This window comes from Sphingomonas sp. ABOLH (assembly GCF_003951715.1).
Lineage (GTDB): Bacteria > Pseudomonadota > Alphaproteobacteria > Sphingomonadales > Sphingomonadaceae > Sphingomonas > Sphingomonas hankookensis_A.
In genome coordinates this window covers 25,451-44,340 of the sequence record NZ_QQWV01000018.1, presented here as the reverse complement: position 1 = coordinate 44,340, position 18,890 = coordinate 25,451, and the positions used below count along the sequence as shown (strand labels likewise).

Here is an 18,890-nt window from a genome sequence, read left to right as displayed (position 1 = left end):
GCTGGGATGACGCTCGGGTGAGGTCGATCAGGCTCCAAGAAGCGCGCACCCCCCCCCGATCACGGCCGTAGGCCCACACCCTGCGCGTTGTAGGCGTCGCGAAATTCCTTGGCGAACATGTCGAGGAACGCTTCGTCCGAGCCCTGCGCCACGCCGCCGAACTCGCGTTCATAGGCCTGCCACAGCGCGGCGTCGCGCGCCGAGGGGAGGACGCGTTCGAGCACGCCGCCGTCCTTGGCCCGCGCGCGGATCGCCGACGGCGCGAAGCGTTCGAGCGTGGTGCGCAGCGCCCCCTGCATCGCGCGCAGCGTCGCGACCTGATGCGATTGCAGGTCGCGAAACGCATCCTCGACCGCGCGGTCGGGGGGCATGAAACCGGGCTGTTCGGTGCCCAGCAGCATCGCCAGCGCATCGTCGGGGCTGCGCGCGAATTTCAGCGGGTTGTGGCCTTCGGGACTATAGGCGGTGGCCTCGGCCCCCAGTTGCGCCTTCGCCCGTGCGCGGGCCTCCAGCATCACCACCAGCCCTGCCACCAGCTTGCGGAACAGCAATGCGCCGCGTTCGGCGGCGTCGGGCGACAGCTTCGCCGGATCAAGCCCGAGCGCGGCGAGGAAGGCATCGCCGGCGCCGGTCGCAGGCGGCGGCGGGGGCGCGGCCGGCGTTGGAGTAGCCTGCGGGGCCGGTGGCGGCGGGTTGAGGCCCAACGGATCGCGTGGCGGTTCGACCGGCTGGCCGAAGCCCCCACGCGCCCAATCGACGACATTGCCCTCCGCGATGCGGCCCCACAGATCGTCGGGGGAGGGCGCGGGCGGGCGGTCGGGTGCGGCGCTGGACCAGGCGGAGGCCGGATCGGGCGCGGGCATCGCGCTGTCCCAGGTCGATACCACCGGCGCGGCGGGGGTGGCAGGGGCGGGCGCCGGCCAGCCCGATGCGCGCTCGGGCGGCGGACCCCAGCCGGTCGCCGGGGCGCGATGTGCTTCGGGGCGGGCGAGCGACGGGCCGGTCTGCGGTTGCCAGCCGGCATTGCCGCCGCTGCGGGTCGCGGCGGGGAGCGGGCCCCAGCCGGCGCTGGCCCCGCCGCCGGTGTCGGCGGGTGCCCAGCCGTCATGGGGCGAGGATGGAGCGGGCGGCGCGGTGTCGTTCCACCCGCTCCACCCGGTCGCCGCGCCGCCGGAATCGATCCGGGCGAGGATGGTGAACGGGCCGGCGGTGAAGCGGTCGCCGTCGCGGATCAGATGGTCGGGCGACACGCGCTGGCCGCTATCGGCCAGGAAGGTGCCGTTGGTACTGCGATCGGTCAGGCGATAGTCGCTGCCGTCGAAGCGGATGTCGAAATGGCGCGACGACAGATGCCGGGTCGGATCGGCCAGCATCCAGTCGCATCCCTCCGCCCGGCCGATCGTGGCGGAGCGACGGTCGATGGCGAGCGGCGCGGCGGTGGCGGGGCCGGCGACGACCGACAGGGTCAGCGTCATCGGCTGCCATCACCCGCCGCCGGGCCGAGCGCTTCGGGCGCGCCGAACGAACCGCCGCCATCGGGATTGATGTCGGTCCGCCCGCCATTCAGCAGCAGCGTGGCCGAACCATTGATCCGCGTGTCGGGCGCGTTGACGACCGCCTGATCGTTCGCCTGCACGTTGATCGTCGGCGACTGGATGGTGATGCTGTCGGGACCGATGGTGATCTTCGAATTCTTCACGCGGATGGTGATCGCCGTCTTGGATTCGATCGACAGCGCGCCATCGACCAGCAGGCCGTCGGTGCCGATGACATGCGTCTCGCGCTTGCCCTGCACCTCGGTCTTGCTGTCGCCGACGACGGTGCGGGTTTCGTTGCGACCGATGGTGCTGGTATCGTCGCGACCGATATTGGTGGTGCGGTCCAGCCCGACGCGACGGTCCTGGTTGTGGCCGACATGGCGCGATTCATCGAAGCGGACGCGGCTGTTCATGTCGCGCTCTGCATGGATGAACAGTTCCTCCTGCCCACCCTTGTCCTCGAACCGGATTTCGTTCGACGTGCGCGTCTGCCCGCTGTCGAGCGCCTCGGTCTCCGGATAGTCGCCCGATGCGCCATAGGTCAGCGTGCGCCACACCGCGCGCGTCTTGTTGGCGGGCAGGTCGTAGACCGGCATGTGCGACCGGTTGAACACGCGGCCCATCACGATCGGCCGGTCGGGATCGCCGTCGAGGAAATCTACCAGCACCTCGTGCCCGACGCGCGGCAGGATGACGTTGCCCAGCCCCCCGGTCTGCGACACGCGGATCCAGCAGGTCGATCGTTCGCCCGGCGTGTCGGCACGGTCCCAGGGGAAGCGGACCTTCACCCGGCCATATTCGTCGGTGTAGATCGTCTCGCCGGTCGGCCCGGTAACCATCGCGGTTTCGAGACCGGTGGTGCGGGGGCGCGGCGTCTGCGGCGGCGACTGGTACACGGTGTCGGCCGGGATCGCCTCGAACCGGACGTTGTACGGCTCCTCATCCTCCTGCTCGCCCGAGCGATAGGCTTCCGCGGCGATCGAATGGGTCGCGGCGATCACCATGTACGATCCGTTCAGCCGGTCGGCGGGATGATCGGCCACGTCGAGCCGCTGTCCGGTGGTGATGCCCGATGCCTGGCTGGTGCCGGTGAACACGCGACGGTTGGCGCGCTGTGCATCGAGCAGCGTCTGCCCACGCTCGCGCCCGACCTGTTCCTGGTCGCCGCGCCCGGTCTTTTCGCGGACATGGCGGCCGGGATAGACGAAGATTTCGCGGTCGTCGCGCGGGTGGCCGCCCTGTCCGGCGGACTCGCTGGCGAGCGGCTGGTCGGGCGATTCGAAGTCGTAGTCGCGCACCGTCACCCGTGCCTGCCCACTCGATGCGACGCGTTCGACCCAGCTCTGCAATATGTCGCGCGGGGCGTCGAAGCGGCTCTTCGAATTGGCGGTGAACACCGACATCGCGTTGGCATTGAAGCGCAGCTGCGGCGGGTTGCCCGGCTGGTGCGACGCCGGCCCCTCGCACAGCACCATCACGTGCCGGTCGGCATCGTGGCGGAAGAAATAGTAGATGCCTTCCTCTTCCATCAGCCGCGACACGAAGTCGAAATCGCTCTCGCGATACTGGACGGTATAGCCCCGCGTGATGCGCGGCTTGGCGAGGCGGGTATAGTCGACGTCCTGGATGCCGGCGCCCTCGATCACCTCCTGGATGATCTCGACCGCGGTCTTGTCCTGAAAGATCGCCATCTGGCGGTTCTGCGCCAGATAGTAGGTCCAGGGTTCGATGCGGAGCCGGTAATGATGGCCGTCGGGCTTTTCCTCGACATATTCGCCCGCCGTCACCAGGCCGTGGAAGCGGCGGAGCAGTTCGCCATCCTCCAGCACGGCGAGGCCGGCGGGCTTGCCGAGATGGGGATAGAGGTCGAGTTCGAGCGGCGAAATGATCGTCGCCTGTACCAGAAAGGGACGGCCGAGCCGTTCCTCGCTTTCGATCCGTTGCAGCACGACCTGTTCGTCGCCCACGTCGATCGACATCTGGGTAAGCCGTTGCCCTGCGTCCGCCACCGGTTACTCCTGTGTGCGACAGCCTGCGATCCGCGGCTGTGAACTGCTTGGTTCTCCACCGCAAACCTATCGGTCTGGCCGTCGCCGTACAATGCCTTGCCAAATCAAACGGTCGTTTCGGGATTGTGATCCATCGCGAATCGCGGCTAGAATATGGCAACAGGGCGGGGGCCTAATCGTATCGGAACCGATAAGGGGACGAGACTATGACGCTACGTATCGCACTGGTTTCCATGGCAGCGCTGATCGCGACTCCGGCACTGGCCGGACAGGCGCCGGCCGCGCGGACACCGACGGTAGAGGGCTATTTGTGCACCTTTGCCGGCAAATGCGACGGGGCGACGCCCGACCGGGTCACCCGCGACGCACCGGACACGCGCGGCTTCCGCCTCGCCCGGCCAGGCGAGGGGTCGGAGGCGTCGTCGGCGACCCCCGCACCGGTCGCGCGGACCCAGCGCCGGCCGGCGCGCGGCGCGGTCGCCGAACGCTCGGGGCGTAGTGGCCGCAGCGTCGGCACGCGCGCCTATGCCGCCGCCGCCGCGCCGACCGCCAACCCCGGTTCGGGCCGCCGGGCCGACCTGATGATCGGGTTCGAACTCAATTCCGACCGGCTGACCCCGCAGGGCGAGGCGGCGGCGCAGGTCTTCGCCCGGTCGCTGCTGATGCCCGAACTGCAGGGCCGCCGCTTCCGGATCGAGGGGCATACCGACGAGCGCGGCGGGCGCGGCATCAACGTGCCGCTGTCGGTCCGCCGGGCGCAGCGGGTCGCCGACTATCTGATCGCGCGCGGCGTCGCACCGTCGCGGCTGGAGACGCGCGGATTCGGATCGTCGCAGCCGCTGCCCGGACGCAGCGCCACCAGTCCCGCCAACCGCCGGGTCGAAGCCGAGCTGATCTCCTGATCGCGCCGGCGGCGGCCGTGACCATGATCGACCGGGAAACCCTGTTGCAGCCGGTGTCGGACGACGCGCCGGCCGGCCCCGACCTGTCCTACGACCCCGCGCGGGAAGTGATCGAACAGGCGTTCGCATCGCCACCGGACGAGGTCGACTGGGACGCGACGATCCGCGCGATCGTCGCGCAGATGGGCGAGACCCGCGACCTGTGGCTGGCGGTGTATCTGGCGCGGGCCGGCGCGCGCGCCGGGCGGCTGGCGGTGGTCGGCGACGCGCTCGACCTGCTGGCGGGCTATGTCGAGCGCTTCTGGGACAGCGTGCATCCGAGCGTCGAGGAATATGGCGTCGAGGGGCGGCGCGGGGCATGCGAATCGCTGGTGCGGATCGGCGAGTTTCTCGCCCCGCTGCGCCGGGTGCCGCTGATCGACCATCCGCGGCTCGGCAGCTTTTCCGGCGGCGATTTCGAACGCTTTGCCGCGGAGGGCGCGGCGGCCGACGGCTATGGCCCGTTCCGCGCGGCGCTGGCCGATACGCCGGTCGACCGCATCGTCGAGGAACGCGAACAACTGGAAGCGCTCCGTGCCGCGATCCTGCGCACCGACCGGGTGTTGTCCGAACGGTCGGAAGCGGTCGGGCAGACCGGCACCAACTTCGCCGCGACCTATGACACGATCGATTCGATCCTCGACGCGATGCGCAGCTTCGGCGCCGCCGAACCGGCCGAACCCGCGGCAGGGGACGCGGGCGATTCGCCCGCAATTGCAATCACATCACCTGCATCGGCGCCAGGGCGGATCGCGTCGCGCGACGATGTGGCAAGGGCAATCGATTCCATCATCGACTATTACGGACGTGCCGAACCATCCAGCCCGATTCCGATAGCACTCGTCCGAATCAAGGGGTGGATCACAATGGACTTCGTTTCGATCCTAGATGACATTGCACCAGGGAGCCGAAACGAGGCCTTGAGCGTATTACGTTCCAGAAACGAAACGGACGGGGGATCCGACCTCATGTGATTGCGGTGCGACAGCAGGGCGCCGGGTCAGAGTTCTGGTCCGGCCGAAACGTCAGAAGGGATGCGGATACATGGCGATCAAGAGCGGGCAGCGTTTCATCAGGGAAAATCGCAAGCCCCGGGTGCATATCGAATACGAAGTGGAAACTTACGGCGCGCGCCAGAAAGTCGAACTTCCTTTCGTCATGGGCGTGATGTCCGACCTGTCGGGCAAGAGCCTGAAGGACAAGAAGGCCGCCGAATCCCGCGAATTCGTCGATTTCGACATGGACAATTTCGACCAGCGGATGGAGGCGATCGCTCCGCGCGTCGCCTTTGCCGTCGACAACACGCTGACCGGCGAGGGCAAGCTGGCGGTCGACCTGACGCTCAATTCGATGAATGACTTTTCGCCCGGACAGATCGCCAAGCGTATCGAACCGCTCGCCAAGCTGCTGGAGGCCCGCACCCAGCTGGAGGACCTGCTGTCGTACATGGACGGCAAGCACGGGGCGCAGGACCTGCTCGACAAGGTGCTGAACGACCCGGCGCTGCTGAAGGCGCTGCTCGCCGAACGCGCGGCGGCCCGGAGCGAGGCTGACGGCGCCCCGTCGGCACCCCAGGCCTGAACCCCGGTAGCGAACAGGAGCGGACCATGGCCCAGGAAGCCTTCAGCCAGAGCAACGACACCGCGCCCGCCACTTCGGAAGAAGTGAGCGATTTCCAGGCGCTGCTGCAAAAGGAATTCAAGCCCGCGACCGAGGAACGCCGGTCGCGCATCGAACAGGCGGTGCAGACGCTGGCCGAACAGGCGCTGTCGAACGCGCAGATCGTCGGCGGCGACGTGTTCGCGACGGTCGACGCGATGCGCGCGGCGATCGACCGCAAGCTGACCGAACAGATCAACCAGATCATCCACCATCCCGAATTCCAGGCGATGGAATCGGCATGGCGCGGCCTCAACTACCTCGTCATGAACACCTCGACCGGCAAAGACATGAAAATCCGCGTGATGAACATGTCGAAGGAAGAGGCGCGGCGGATGTTCCGCCAGTATCGCGACGCGGCGTGGGATCAGAGCCCGCTGTTCAAGAAGATCTACGAGAACGAGTTCGGCCAGCTGGGCGGACAGCCCTATGGCGCGTTCGTCTGCGACTACAGCTTCGACCATAGCGCCCCCGATCTGGAGGTCATGCGCGGGCTGTCGCGGATCGGGGCCGCGGCCCATGCGCCGTTCATCGCCGCCGCCGCGCCGTCGCTGCTGGGCATGGACAGCTGGACCGAGCTGTCGAACCCGCGTGATCTGGGCAAGCTGTTCGACGCGACCGATTACGGCGCATGGCGTTCGTTCCGCGCGTCGGAGGACAGCCGCTATCTGGCGCTGACCCTGCCGCGCTTCCTCGGGCGTCCGCTATACGGTGCCAAGACCGAACCGGTCGAGGAATTCGATTTCGAGGAGGATGCCGGCGGCGCGCACGACCATCATCTGTGGTTGAACGCCGCCTATGCGATGGGCACGCGCATTACCGAAGCGTTCAACACCTATGGCTGGACCACCCGCATCCGCGGCGTGGAATCGGGCGGCACCGTGGAGGAGCTGCCGACGGCGGCCTTCCCGACCGACGAGGGCGGCATCGATTACAAATGCCCGACCGAAATCGCCATTTCCGACCGGCGCGAGGCGGAGCTGTCCGCCGCCGGGCTGATGGCGCTGGTCCATCGCAAGAATACCGACCAGGCGACGTTCATCGGCGCGCAGACCGTCCACCGGCCCGCCGCCTATGACAAGAAGGAAGCGACCGCCAACGCCAATCTGTCGGCGCGCCTGCCCTATATCTTCGCCAGCTGCCGCTTTGCACATTATCTGAAGTGCATGGTGCGCGACTGGGTCGGCGGATCGCGGGAAGCCGAACAGCTTCAGCGCGATCTCAACAATTGGGTCCTCCAATATGTCGACGGTTCGCCGACGACGTCGAACGAGGAGACCAAGGCCCGCCTGCCATTGAAGCAGGCCAAGATCGAGGTGATCCCAGACGAGGAGAACCCGGGATATTACAAGGGGAAGTTCATGTTCGTGCCGCACTACCAGCTCGAAGGGATGGATGTGGCGCTAAGCATGGTTTCACGCTTGCCCAAGTCCTGACGTAACCTTTTTCCGTCCGGGCTTTCACGGTTTGTAACGGGAGTAAGTCAATGGCAGTCGATCTGTTTCTCAAAATTGACGGTGTCCAGGGTGAATCGTCCAAGAAGAACCACCAGGGCGAAATCGATATCATCTCGTTCGATTTCGGCGCGGTGCAGCATGGTTCGTTCCACAGCGGCGGCGCCGGCGGTGGTTCGGGCAAGGCCGAAATCTCCGACATCCGCATCCAGAAGGAAGTCGACAAGTCGTCGCCGCTGCTGTTCAAGCATTGCGCTTCGGGCAAGCACATCAAGGAAGCGATCATCTATTCGCAGAAGGCGGGCGACGGCAACAACCCGCTGACCTATTACAAGATCAAGCTCGAAGACATCATCGTGTCCGACATCCATAACAACGGGGCGTCGGGCGGCGATGCGATCATGGAATCGGTCACGTTCAACTGTGCGAAGGTGACGTTCGACTATCAGGCGCAGAACGCGCAGGGTGGCAAGGACGGCGGCGTCGTCACCGCCTATTACGACATCCGCCAGAACGAGGCGGGCTGACGCGATGGCGGCGGTCGTCGATACTGGTTCGCAGGCCGACGACCTGCTGCGTGCCGGCGACTTCGACGGGGCGCGCCGCGTCCTGGTCGAAGTCGTCAAGGCCGATCCGGGCCATGTCCCGACCCGGCTGTTCCTGTGGCAGTTGCTGGCGGTGCAGGGCGACTGGGCCAAGGCCAAGACCCATCTCGCCGCGCTGGCGCAATTGTCGCCCGAGGCGCAGATGCTGTCGGTCGTTTATGGACAGGCGATCGATGCGGAGGCGACGCGCGCGGCGGTGATGGCCGGTCGCGAACGCGCAATCATTCATGGCGGATCGGACTGGGCCGATGGGGTGGCAGAGGCGCTGCAATTGGCGGCGACCGGTGCCGCCGAACAGGCCGACGACGTCCGCGCGGCGGCGTTCGACGACGCGCCGAACACGCCGGGCACGCTGGACGGCGTGGCGGTCGACTGGATCGCCGATGCCGACCCGCGCTTCGGCCCGGTGATCGAGGCGATCATCGGCGGGCGGTATGGATTGCTGCCGTTCGATGCGGTGGCGAAGATCACGTCGGAAGGGCCGAAGGACCTGCGCGACATCGTGTGGTATCCGGTCGAGCTGACGCTGAAGGCCGGACCGCGCATCGCCGCGCTGCTGCCCGCGCGCTATCCCGACCTGTCCGCCGATCCGGCTGAGCTGGCGGCCAGGGCGACCGGATGGCGCGATGACGGGCATGGCGTGGGTCAGCGGCTGTGGACCGCGTCGGATGGCGAGGATCGCGGGCTGTTGTCGGTCCGCTCGGTCGAGCTCGGCTGACCCCGTGGCGGTGCAGCAACGGCTGACGCCGACGCTTTACGACAAGCTGGTCGCCGATCTCGATATCTCGGGAATGCGCGACGATGACGAGGCGGTGCCGGCGGTCGCGCGCGAGAAATTCCGCTATTATTCGGTGCCCAAGCTGGAACGGTTCAACGAAACCGCGCTACGCGCCACGATTCGGCGCGATCTGGCGTGGCTGTTCAACACCACCAGTCTCGAATCGCTGGTCGACCTCGAACCCTATCCGCACGTTCGGGAATCCGTGCTCAACTATGGGCTGAGCGACCTTGCCGGCCGCACGCTCGACCGGCGCGCTTTGCTGGCGCGCGCGCGGGAGATCCGGCGCGCGATCCGGCTGTTCGAACCGCGCCTGTCGCGCGAGGGGCTGACGGTCGATCCGGTCGAGGACCCGAGCGATCCGCACGCGCTGACCTATTTGATCCAGGGCGATATCACCGCGGCGGCGCAGACGATGCCGGTCAAGTTCCGTACCGAGGTCGAGGCGGAAACCGCGTCGGTCAATGTCCGCGAATGAGCGCATGACCACCGGCATCGATCCGCGCCTGCTGCGCTATTACAACGACGAACTCGCCTATCTGCGCGAAGAGGCGCGGGCGTTCGGGATCGAACATGAGGCGGTGGCCGGGCGGCTGGGGCTGAAGACGCCGACCGATCCCGACCCCTATGTCGAACGTCTGCTGGAGGGGGTCGCCTATCTGGGTGCCCGCGTACAGCTGAAGATCGCGGACCAGTATCCCGAATTCACCCATCACCTGCTGCATGCGGTCCAGCCGCATTATCTGGCGCCGACGCCGTCGATGTGCATCGCCGGGTTCGAGCCGAAGGACGGCGATCCCATCCTGACCAAGGGCTATGTCGTCCCGCGCGGCACGCCGCTGACCGCGACCGCGACCGAACAGAATGGTGTGGCGGTCGAATTCCGCACCGCGCATGACGTGACGCTGTGGCCGCTGAAGATCACCCAGGCCGAATATCTCCCCAGCCGTGCGGCGGTCGCGCCCTTTGCCACCGCCGCCGATGTGCGGGCGGAGGCGGGGCTGCGGCTGCGGTTCGAGGCGACCGGCGGCGCGGCATTGCCGCAGGTTCTGCCCGATACGCTGCCGCTCTATCTGGCGGGGTCGGAGGCGGTGCCGGCCGAACTCTATCGCCAGATCGTCGGCGAAACGGTGGCGACCATCGCCCGGTCGGCCGATGCGGCGGCGGGGCCGGACGGGTGGATGCGGTTGCCCGAACCGGGCCAGGTCGGGTTCGACGACGATCAGGCGCTGTTGCCACCCGAATTGCGCTCGTTCCGCGGCTATCGGTTGCTGACCGAATATTTCGCCTGTCCCGAACGTTTCCTGTTCGTCGACCTGAAGGGGCTGGGCCGGGCGTTCCGGGTCAGCCCGACCGCGTGCGACGTGGTGCTGCTGTTCTCGCGATCGGCGCAGATCCTGTACAATGCGCTCGACCCGTCGAACTTCCGCCTGTTCGCGACGCCGGCGATCAACCTGTTCGAAAAACAGCTGGGCCGGGTGCGGGTGTCGCGTTTCGAACATGAACATCATGTCGTGCCCGACCGCGCCCGCCCGCTGGATTACGAGGTGTTCCGCATCCTCGATGTGCAGGCCTATGCCGCGAACAATGTCGATGCACGCACCGTCGCTCCGCTCTATGCGCCGGGCGCGTTGCTGTACGACTGGAACGAGGCGCTGTTCTACACCACGCAGTTGCGGCCGCGCCGGCTGTCGACCCGCGAACGGCGGCTGCGGCGGCGCGGGGAATATACCGGGACGGAGACATGGATCGCGCTGACCTCGCCGGGCGATGCCGCGCGGCTGGACGGGGTGGACGAACTGGCGGTGCGGGCGCTGGTGACGAACCGCGAGCTGCCCGAACTGCTGACCTTTCGCGGCGACCATCATTTCACCGTGTCGGGCGTGCCGGCGCGCACCGTCAGCGTGCTGCGCGCGCCGACCCGGCCGCAGCCGCCGATGGGGCTGGGCGATGCGGCGTGGCGGCTGATCGGCCATCTGACGCCCAACTACACGACCCTGGCGCCGCAGGACGGCAGCGATCCGGGCGTGCTGCGCGATCATTTGGCGCTTTATGGGCGGCAGGACGATGCCGCGTCGCGGCGGCAGGTCGACGGGGTGACCGCGATCCGATCCGAACGGGTCGCGCGGCGGGTCCCGGGGATGGACCGCATGTCGATCGCGCGCGGGCATCGCATCCATGTGACGCTGGACGACGCGGCGTTCGACAAGGGGCGGATGTTCCTGTTCTCCGCCGTCCTCGAACGCTTCCTGGCGGAATTCAGCAGCATCAACAGCTTCACCGAAACCTGGGTCACGAGCGCCAATGAAGGGGAGTTTCAGCGATGGCCGCTGAGGATCGGTCGCCGACCGACCATCTGACCTTCCTGGGCGAGGCGGCGGCCGAAACCAAGCGGTTCGGCCTGTTCCCGATCGTCCGGGGGGCCGAGGCGCGGGCGCGGCACCTGCCGCGGGTCGGGCGGGCGCGGCGGCCGGCGCAGAGCGTTGCCGACCTGACGCAGGTGCCTTCGCTCGCCTTCCCCGATTCGACGCTGGCCGAGGTCGAAATCCGCGACGGGCGGGCGCGGGTCGGTGGATATTGGCTGGGACTGACCGGGCCGATGGGGCCGTTGCCGCAGCATATCACCGAGTTCGCGACGTTCGAGCGGCGCTACGCCCGGTCGCGGCCGTTCGGTCGCTGGCTCGACCTGCTGGCCGGGCGCATGCTGCAATTCTTCTTTCGCGCGTGGAGCGATTCACAGCCCGCCGCGCAGGCCGACCGGCCGGAGGATGACCGCTTCGCCCAAGGGCTGGCGCGGCTGACCGGGGCCGGCGACGGCGTGCGGCCGGATGCTGCGTTCCCGGCGGCGGGGCGGGTGCATTATGCCGCGTTGTTCGCCGGACGGCGCAGCGCCGGGGCGATCGAGGACGCGCTGACGCATCTGCTGGGGCAGGCGGTGCGGATCGAGGAATATCAGCCGCGCTGGCGCGACATCGATGCCGACGACCGCACCCGGCTGGGTCGGCAGTTCGCGCGGCTGGGTGACGAGGTGATGCTGGGCGGGCGGGCCAAGGTGGTGAGCGATGCGTTCCGTGTCGTCATCCGGGCAAGGTCGCCGGCCGATTATGCCGCGCTGCTCCCCTCGGGCAGCCGCTTCGCGATCCTGTCGGAGGCGCTCGACGCCTTCGCGCCCAGCCATCTGGAGTGGGACGTCGCGCTGGAGATCGACGCGGCACATGCGACGCCGGCACGGCTGGACGGCGCGACGCGGCTCGGGTGGAGCGGCTGGCTGGGCGGCGGTGGTGCAGGGGTGCGCCGTGACGCGCATCTCAGGCGGGGTGGGGGCGTGGCAACGGGGGCGACACGAAAGGAAGCGGAACGATGATGATCGCAACGCCGGTTGGTCCACGGCGACCCAATCGCACGGCCGATGTCCGCACGATCCAGAGCCTGTTGAACCGCGCGCGCGGGCGTGTTGCCGGACAGGAAGTCCTGCGCGAGGATGGCATTTTCGGCCCGCGCACCGCCGCCGCGATCGCGCGGTACCAGGCGCAGGTGCTGCGCTTCGGCAAGCCCGATGGCGTGGTCGATCCCGGCGGCCCGACCTTGACCGCGCTCAGCCGCGCGCCGGCGGGGCCACGTCCGGCCGCCCCGCCACCCGCACCACGACCGGCAGGTGGCGCGCCCGCGACCCCCGCACCGCGGCCGGCCGCTGGCGGAAAGGCAGGGCCGGGCGGGATCAGCGAGGCGACCTATGTCGACATCGCCGCGCGGCTGGGATGCGAAACGGCAGCGGTGAAGGCGGTGGTGGAGGCCGAGGTCGCCATTCGCGGTCCGTATGACTCGCAGGGCCGCCCGACGATCCTGTTCGAACGCCACAAATTCCACAAACACACCAATGGCCGCTTTGCCGCCGCCCATCCCGATATCTGCAACGCAACGCCGGGTGGCTATGGCCGCGATTCCGAACAATATCCCAAGCTCGAGCGGGCGATGGCGCTCGACCGTGCCGCCGCGCTGAAATCGGCGAGCTGGGGCGCGTTCCAGATACTGGGCGAAAACCATGTCCAGGCGGGCCATTCGTCGGTCGAAGCGTTCGTCGCCGCGATGAAGAAGTCGCTGCTGCTGCAGGTCGAGGCGTTCATCGCCTTCGTTCGCGCCGACCGGCGGCTGTTGTCGGCGATCCGCAACCGCAGCTGGTCGGAGTTCGCGCGCATCTACAACGGGCCGAGCTACCGGAAATACAAATACGACGAAAAGATGCGGACCAATTACCAGAAATATGCCGCGCAGTGAGGAGGCCGATCATGCCCAAATTCATGCTGTATCTGGCCGGGCTGTCGCTGGCCGCCTGTGGCGCCGCGCCGGAGGGCCAGTCGGCCGAAGGGGTCGCCGACAATGCCGCGTCGCCTGCGGTCGTCGACGAAACGCCAGCGCCGGCACCCGCCCCGACACAGGCGGCGACGACGGTCAAGCTGTCCGGCGCGGCAAGCGCGGCCAGCCTCGCCGCGGCCGAAGCGGGCGCCAGGCGCAATGGATGGAGCGAGGTAGAGGTGAGCCGGTCCCAGTCGTTCCGGTTGGTAGCGGGTGAGCGCGAGGTCGCGACGCTGGTGACGGGCGAGGCGACGCTGGCGCCCGATGTGCCGGGATGCTTTGCGGGCGTGATACAGGGCGACCGCGTCACGCTGGTCCCGACGATCGGGCAGGGCGATTATGAAGCCACCGCCTGCGGCGGGCCGGTCGCGGCGGGCATATTGTCGCCCGGCGAACCGACCAGCATCGGCGTGGTGTTCAAGGCCTATTCGCCGAATGCCGAGGTGCTCGAACCGATCGCCTTTACCTGGGACGCCGCGACCAACCGCTTCGCGATCGATGCCGCGCGGTCGGAACAGGCGTCGCTGGCCGGCGCACAGTCGATCGCCGACATGAAACGCACCGTGCGATAACCCGTCCGACCCGCGTCCCGCCCATCGACCGACAAGGATCCGCATGACCGATATCAGCCGTACCGCCCTGTTCGGCCGCCTCGACGCCAGCGCGCTGCAGGCGATCGAATCCGCCACCGGCTTCGCCCGGATGCGTGGCAACCCCTATGTCGAGCTGGTCCATTGGCTGCATCTGCTGGTCCAGGATTCGACCGGCGACATTGCCGCGATCCGGGCGGCGTTCGGCATCGACGATGCGGTGCTGGCGCGCGATATCGTCGGTGCGCTCGACATATTGCCGCGCGGGGCGTCGGCGATCTCGGACTTCGCGCCGCAGGTCGAGGAGGCGATCGAGAAGGGCTGGCTCTATGCCTCGCTGCAATTCGGTGCGGGCAAGGTGCGCACCGGGCATCTGCTCTACGGGATGCTGCGCACGCCGACGCTGCGCAACGCGCTGTTCGCGACGAGTGGCGAGTGGCGCAAGATCGCCGCCGACCGGCTGGGCGCGGAGTTCGATGCGATCGTGAAGCCATCGGCCGAGACGACGTCGGTCGCGTCGATCGAACCGGGCGCTCCGGCGGCGGCGAGCGGTCCGGCCCCGGCGGGCGAGGCGCTGGCGCGCTACTCCAGCGACCTGACCGCCAAGGCGCGTGCCGCCGAAATCGACGCGGTCGTCGGGCGCGACGGCGAAATCCGCCAGCTGATCGACGTGCTGCTGCGGCGGCGGCAGAACAACCCGATCCTGATCGGTGAGGCAGGCGTCGGCAAGACCGCGGTGGTAGAAGGGTTCGCGCGGCGCATCGCCGATGGCGACGTCCCGCCCGCGTTGAAAGGAGTGACGCTGCGCGCACTCGATGTGACACTTATGCAGGCCGGCGCGGGCGTGAAGGGCGAGTTCGAGAAGCGGCTGCGCCAGGTGATCGACGAGGTCGAGGGCGCGGCCAGCCCGGTGATCCTGTTCATCGACGAAGCGCATACGCTGGTCGGCGCGGGCGGGCAGGCGGGGACGGGCGACGCCGCCAATTTGCTGAAACCGGCGCTGGCGCGCGGGCGGCTGCGCACCATCGCCGCCACGACCTATGCCGAATATCGCCAGTATTTTGAAAAGGACCCGGCGCTCACCCGCCGGTTCCAGCCGGTCGACGTGGCCGAGCCGGAGACGGATGTCGCGGTCGACATGCTGCGGTCGGTGGTCGGGGCGATGGAGCAGCATCACGGCGTCGTCGTGCTCGACGAAGCGGTGAGCGCGGCGGTCACCCTGTCGCAGCGTTACGTGCCCGCGCGGCAACTGCCCGACAAGGCGGTCAGCCTGCTCGACACCGCCGCCGCGCGCGTCGCGGTGTCGCAGCACGCCACCCCGGCGGCGGTCGAGGACCGGCGGCGGCGGCTGGAACTGCTGGAGGCGGAACGCGGCGTCGTCGAGCGCGAGACGCAGCAACGTTATCGCCGCGACGACCGGCTGGCTGAACTGGACGAGGCGATCGAAGAGGCGCGGGCTGCGGTCGAGGCGGTCGAGACGAAATGGACCGCCGAGCGCGAGGCACTGGACGCGGTACGTGCCGCGCGGGAGGGCGATGACGGCGATGCGCTGGATGCTGCGCTGACAGCTGCGCGTGAGGCGGCGGGCGACGATCCGATGGTCTTCGGCGTGGTCGATGGCGATGCAATCGCGGCGGTCGTCGGCGACTGGACCGGCATCCCGGTCGGGCGGATGGTCAAGGACGAGATCGAAAGCGTGCTGACGATCGGCACCGCGCTGAAGGCACGGGTGATCGGCCAGGATCATGCGATGGACGCCATCGCCAAGCGCATCCAGACCAGCCGCGCGAAACTGGACAATCCGGCCAAGCCGGTCGGCGTGTTCATGCTGTGCGGCCCGTCGGGCGTCGGCAAGACCGAGACCGCGCACGCGTTGTCCGAGCTGCTGTTTTCCGGCGACGATTCAATGATCGTCATCAACATGAGCGAGTTTCAGGAGGCGCATACCGTCTCGACGCTGAAGGGCGCTCCTGCCGGCTATGTCGGGTATGGGCAGGGCGGGGTGCTGACCGAAGCGGTGCGGCGGCGGCCCTATTCGGTGGTGCTGCTCGATGAGGTCGAGAAGGCGCACCCCGACGTCCATGAGATGTTCTTCCAGGTGTTCGACAAGGGGTTCATGAACGATGCCGAGGGGCGGCATATCGATTTCCGCAACACGGTGATCCTGCTGACCTCCAATGTCGGGACCGACCTGATCGCGACACTGACCGAGGATGAGGAAACGGCGCCGACGCCCGATGCGCTGGCGACGGCGCTGCGCCCCGAATTGCTCAAGGTGTTTCCGCCGGCGTTGCTGGGGCGGCTGTCGGTGCTGCCCTATTATCCGCTGAGCAAGGACATGCTTGCGGGGATCGTCCGGCTGCATCTCGGCCGGATCGAGCGGCGCATCCGCGACAATCACGGCATCGCGCTCACCATCGATCCGGCGGTGGTCGACCATATCGTCGAACGCTGCACCGAAGCGGCGTCGGGCGGACGGATGATCGATGCGATCCTGACCAATTCGATGCTGCCCGACATGTCGGTCGCGCTGCTCGAACGGCGGATGCGCGGGGACGAGGTGCGCTCGATCGCGGTCGCGGTGGATGGCGACGCGCTGACCTATCGGTTCGATGGTGCTTCCGGCGCGGCGGATGGGGCGGTCGCGTGATTGCAGCGAGTTACGGTCGCGACCTATCCTCGGGGGGATCGAGAGGAGCGTTATATGCCTCAAGACCGATATGCGCATGAGCGCGGCGATCCGGCGGTGCCGCAATGCGGCCGGTCCCCGGTGCATATCCTGTTCGACGGGCGCACGCTGACCCTGCGTGGACCCAGGCTTCAATATTCATGGTCCGCGGTATCGGGAAGGCCCGATGCGCGCGGCAATTTCGACTACTCGGCCGAACGACAGCGTCTGGGCGGCGAGGGACCGATCCCCGCCGGTGAATATTGGATCAACCCGGCCGAACTGTGGGAACGGTCCTGGTATCGCTACGATCAGGCCGCGCCTTGGGGCGATTACCGCGTCACGTTGCACGTCATGCCGGCGACCGTGACGCACAGGCGCGGCGGCTTCTTCATCCATGGTGGTTCGACGCCGGGCAGCGCCGGCTGCATCGACCTGACCAACGACATGAGACGTTTCGTGGCGCGATTGCGGGAGATGGTCGGGCCGTCGCCCGATTGCTTCGTGACGGTCACGGTGCGTTACTGATGCGCGTGCTGCGCTGGATATTGGCGGCGCTCATGGTCGCCGGGGCGGTCTGGATCAGCGCAGACATGCTGAACGAGGCCTATGGCGCCGGGCCACCCTATTACGGGCGGACGGTCAACATGGACAAATGGACCAGCCCTTGGCTGGCGCTGGTCGCCATCGACTCGCTGGTGCTGCTGATCGCGCTGACTCTGTTGCGGGGGCGGACCGACAAAAGACGGTAAATGATGCATCCATTGCGAAGGCGGAACGTTCAACGTTGCGCCTATTGAAAGGCGGAGACGGAATCGTGCGATTTGGAGAGATCGATCGAGGCGCCCGGGGCCAGCAGGTCCAGATGTTGCAGCATCTGTTGAACACGACGGCACGTCCCCGCCCACCGTTGGACCTCGACGGCGTGTTCGGCACGGCGACCGAGCGTGCAGTTCGCAGTTTTCAGCAGAGCCGCGGGCTGGAGGTCGACGGCGTGGTCGGTGCGAAGACGTGGTCCAGCCTGGGCATTACCGGTGCCGCGCTGCCCCGCACGCCGTCCGCCGCGCGATCCTCTACCGGCACGCCGACCCGTGCGGTGACGGCGCCGTCGATCCGCAACCTGCCGATCGGCGATGCACCTTTGGGGCGCGGGATGGGCGGTACAGCGACCGCGACCCGGCGTGCACAGGCGCGTCCCGCAGCCGCTGCACGTCCGGCACCGCATCGCAGCGCGCAGCTGGAGCCGCCCGGATCGACCATCGGTGCACCGTGGATGCGGGTGGCGTTGGCCGAGAAGGGCGTGTCCGAAGTCGCCGGGCGCAGCCATAATCCGCGCATCGTCGAATATCACGCCACCACCACGCTGGCCGCCAAGACCGACGAGGTTGCGTGGTGCGCGTCGTTCGTGAACTGGTGCCTCGAACAGGCCGGCATTCGCGGCATCCGCAGCGCGCGGGCGGCGGATTGGGGCAAGTTCGGCACGGCGCTGCGCGAACCGCGCTATGGCTGCATCGTCCATATCTATCGCACGCCGCGCGGTGTCGACGGCGCGACCGGATCGTCGTCGGGAAATCACGTGGCGTTCTTCGTCGGGCAGACCGCGACGCATATCCAGTTGCTGGGCGGCAATCAGGGGAACCAGGTAAAGGTCTCCAGCTACCCGCTCAACAAATATACGGTGAAGGCCATGCGCTGGCCGGAGGGACGATGAAGGGACCGGGAACGATGACGATCGGGCTGGGCGCGCTGCTGTTGCTGTCAGCTTGTGGCGGCGCAGAAACGGCGGTCGAGGCGAACGCGACGGACGCCGCGGTGCCAGTGGAGGCGCCGGCCGAGGCCCCGGTCGCGCCGGTTACGCCGCCGGTGGAGGCGAGTGCGACCCCGTCCGCTGCGGCGACGGGCCAGTCGTTGGACGAGTTCTGGACCAGGTTCCGCACGGCGGCGCTGGCGAACGATGCAGCGGGGATTGCTGCGCTCAGCGCACCGACGGTGATGCAGCATGGCGATCTGGACGACAGCCCCAAGCATCGCCTGACGCCTGCTCAGGTCGGGCCGGTGCTGAAGAAGCTGCTCGACAACCCGAACAACGTCGATGGTGAGGGCCAGACCCAGCGCCAGCTGCTTGAAGCCACGCGCACGGTAAAGGTGGATCCGACCTGGGCGAAGGACCGCATTCGCATCGGCGACATGGAGTTCGCGCTGGGCAGGAACGGGTGGCAGCTCGATCAGATATATTACGAAGACTACGATTAATCGGGCAAAGATCGTCGGCGACACGGGGTCAACCGGCGCCGG

At 67.9% G+C, this 18,890-nt stretch carries 18 protein-coding genes; 16 read left to right on the top strand and 2 right to left on the bottom strand.

Going from position 1 to position 18,890, the window contains the following annotated elements; all coding sequences use genetic code 11:
* Positions 1-59: 59 nt before the first annotated feature.
* Positions 60-1,475 carry a type VI secretion system-associated FHA domain protein TagH gene (tagH, locus tag CA237_RS10325; protein WP_066688739.1) on the bottom strand — a complete coding sequence of 472 codons (1,416 nt, stop codon included), beginning with the start codon at positions 1,473-1,475 and terminating at the stop codon, positions 60-62.
* Positions 1,472-3,517, bottom strand: coding sequence for a type VI secretion system tip protein TssI/VgrG (tssI, locus tag CA237_RS10320; protein WP_066688734.1), 2,046 nt, complete (start codon positions 3,515-3,517; stop codon positions 1,472-1,474). Before tssI ends, tagH begins: the two co-directional genes overlap by 4 nt.
* 236 nt (positions 3,518-3,753) lie before the next feature.
* Between tssI and CA237_RS20140 the strand changes: the two genes are divergently transcribed.
* The 16 genes from CA237_RS20140 (at position 3,754) to CA237_RS10240 (ending at position 18,848) form a co-directional block, all read left to right on the top strand.
* On the top strand, positions 3,754-4,449 hold the full coding sequence (locus tag CA237_RS20140; protein WP_084401338.1) for an OmpA family protein: 696 nt from the start codon (positions 3,754-3,756) through the stop codon (positions 4,447-4,449).
* Positions 4,450-4,472: 23 nt separating this feature from the next.
* Positions 4,473-5,462 (top strand): type VI secretion system ImpA family N-terminal domain-containing protein, encoded by a 990-nt coding sequence (locus tag CA237_RS10310; RefSeq protein ID WP_066688731.1) that lies wholly within the window; start codon positions 4,473-4,475, stop codon positions 5,460-5,462.
* Positions 5,463-5,532: 70 nt separating this feature from the next.
* Entirely contained in the window at positions 5,533-6,069 is a 537-nt protein-coding gene (tssB, locus tag CA237_RS10305; RefSeq protein ID WP_066688729.1) for a type VI secretion system contractile sheath small subunit, read from the top strand.
* Positions 6,070-6,095: 26 nt separating this feature from the next.
* A complete protein-coding gene (tssC, locus tag CA237_RS10300; protein ID WP_066688728.1) occupies positions 6,096-7,583 on the top strand; it encodes a type VI secretion system contractile sheath large subunit in 1,488 nt (495 codons plus the stop codon).
* Between the two features lie 50 nt (positions 7,584-7,633).
* Positions 7,634-8,128: a type VI secretion system tube protein Hcp gene (locus CA237_RS10295; protein WP_066688726.1), complete on the top strand. Its 495-nt coding sequence runs from the start codon at positions 7,634-7,636 to the stop codon at positions 8,126-8,128.
* A gap of 4 nt (positions 8,129-8,132) precedes the next feature.
* Positions 8,133-8,924, top strand: a complete 792-nt coding sequence (locus CA237_RS10290; protein WP_066688724.1) for a type VI secretion system accessory protein TagJ — start codon at positions 8,133-8,135, stop codon at positions 8,922-8,924.
* A gap of 4 nt (positions 8,925-8,928) precedes the next feature.
* The gene (tssE, locus tag CA237_RS10285; RefSeq protein WP_126013988.1) at positions 8,929-9,462 is read left to right on the top strand and encodes a type VI secretion system baseplate subunit TssE; all 534 of its coding nucleotides are present in this window, start codon (positions 8,929-8,931) and stop codon (positions 9,460-9,462) included.
* 4 nt (positions 9,463-9,466) lie between these two features.
* Positions 9,467-11,344 (top strand): type VI secretion system baseplate subunit TssF, encoded by a 1,878-nt coding sequence (gene tssF / locus CA237_RS10280; RefSeq protein WP_232307871.1) that lies wholly within the window; start codon positions 9,467-9,469, stop codon positions 11,342-11,344.
* Positions 11,308-12,348, top strand: a complete 1,041-nt coding sequence (tssG, locus tag CA237_RS10275) for a type VI secretion system baseplate subunit TssG (protein ID WP_126013986.1) — start codon at positions 11,308-11,310, stop codon at positions 12,346-12,348. Before tssF ends, tssG begins: the two co-directional genes overlap by 37 nt.
* Positions 12,345-13,259: an N-acetylmuramidase family protein gene (locus CA237_RS10270; protein WP_126013984.1), complete on the top strand. Its 915-nt coding sequence runs from the start codon at positions 12,345-12,347 to the stop codon at positions 13,257-13,259. Before tssG ends, CA237_RS10270 begins: the two co-directional genes overlap by 4 nt.
* 11 nt (positions 13,260-13,270) lie before the next feature.
* Complete coding sequence (locus CA237_RS10265) at positions 13,271-13,909, top strand: hypothetical protein (RefSeq protein WP_066688719.1); 639 nt, start codon at positions 13,271-13,273, stop codon at positions 13,907-13,909.
* Between the two features lie 43 nt (positions 13,910-13,952).
* Complete coding sequence (gene tssH / locus CA237_RS10260) at positions 13,953-16,577, top strand: type VI secretion system ATPase TssH (RefSeq protein ID WP_066688718.1); 2,625 nt, start codon at positions 13,953-13,955, stop codon at positions 16,575-16,577.
* A gap of 54 nt (positions 16,578-16,631) precedes the next feature.
* Positions 16,632-17,123, top strand: coding sequence for a tlde1 domain-containing protein (locus tag CA237_RS10255; RefSeq protein WP_066688715.1), 492 nt, complete (start codon positions 16,632-16,634; stop codon positions 17,121-17,123).
* The gene (locus tag CA237_RS10250; RefSeq protein ID WP_066688713.1) at positions 17,123-17,347 is read left to right on the top strand and encodes a hypothetical protein; all 225 of its coding nucleotides are present in this window, start codon (positions 17,123-17,125) and stop codon (positions 17,345-17,347) included. Before CA237_RS10255 ends, CA237_RS10250 begins: the two co-directional genes overlap by 1 nt.
* Positions 17,251-18,306 carry a TIGR02594 family protein gene (locus tag CA237_RS10245; RefSeq protein WP_084401332.1) on the top strand — a complete coding sequence of 352 codons (1,056 nt, stop codon included), beginning with the start codon at positions 17,251-17,253 and terminating at the stop codon, positions 18,304-18,306. Before CA237_RS10250 ends, CA237_RS10245 begins: the two co-directional genes overlap by 97 nt.
* Before the next feature lie 14 nt (positions 18,307-18,320).
* Positions 18,321-18,848, top strand: coding sequence for a hypothetical protein (locus CA237_RS10240; protein WP_126013982.1), 528 nt, complete (start codon positions 18,321-18,323; stop codon positions 18,846-18,848).
* The last annotated feature ends 42 nt before the right edge of the window (positions 18,849-18,890 follow it).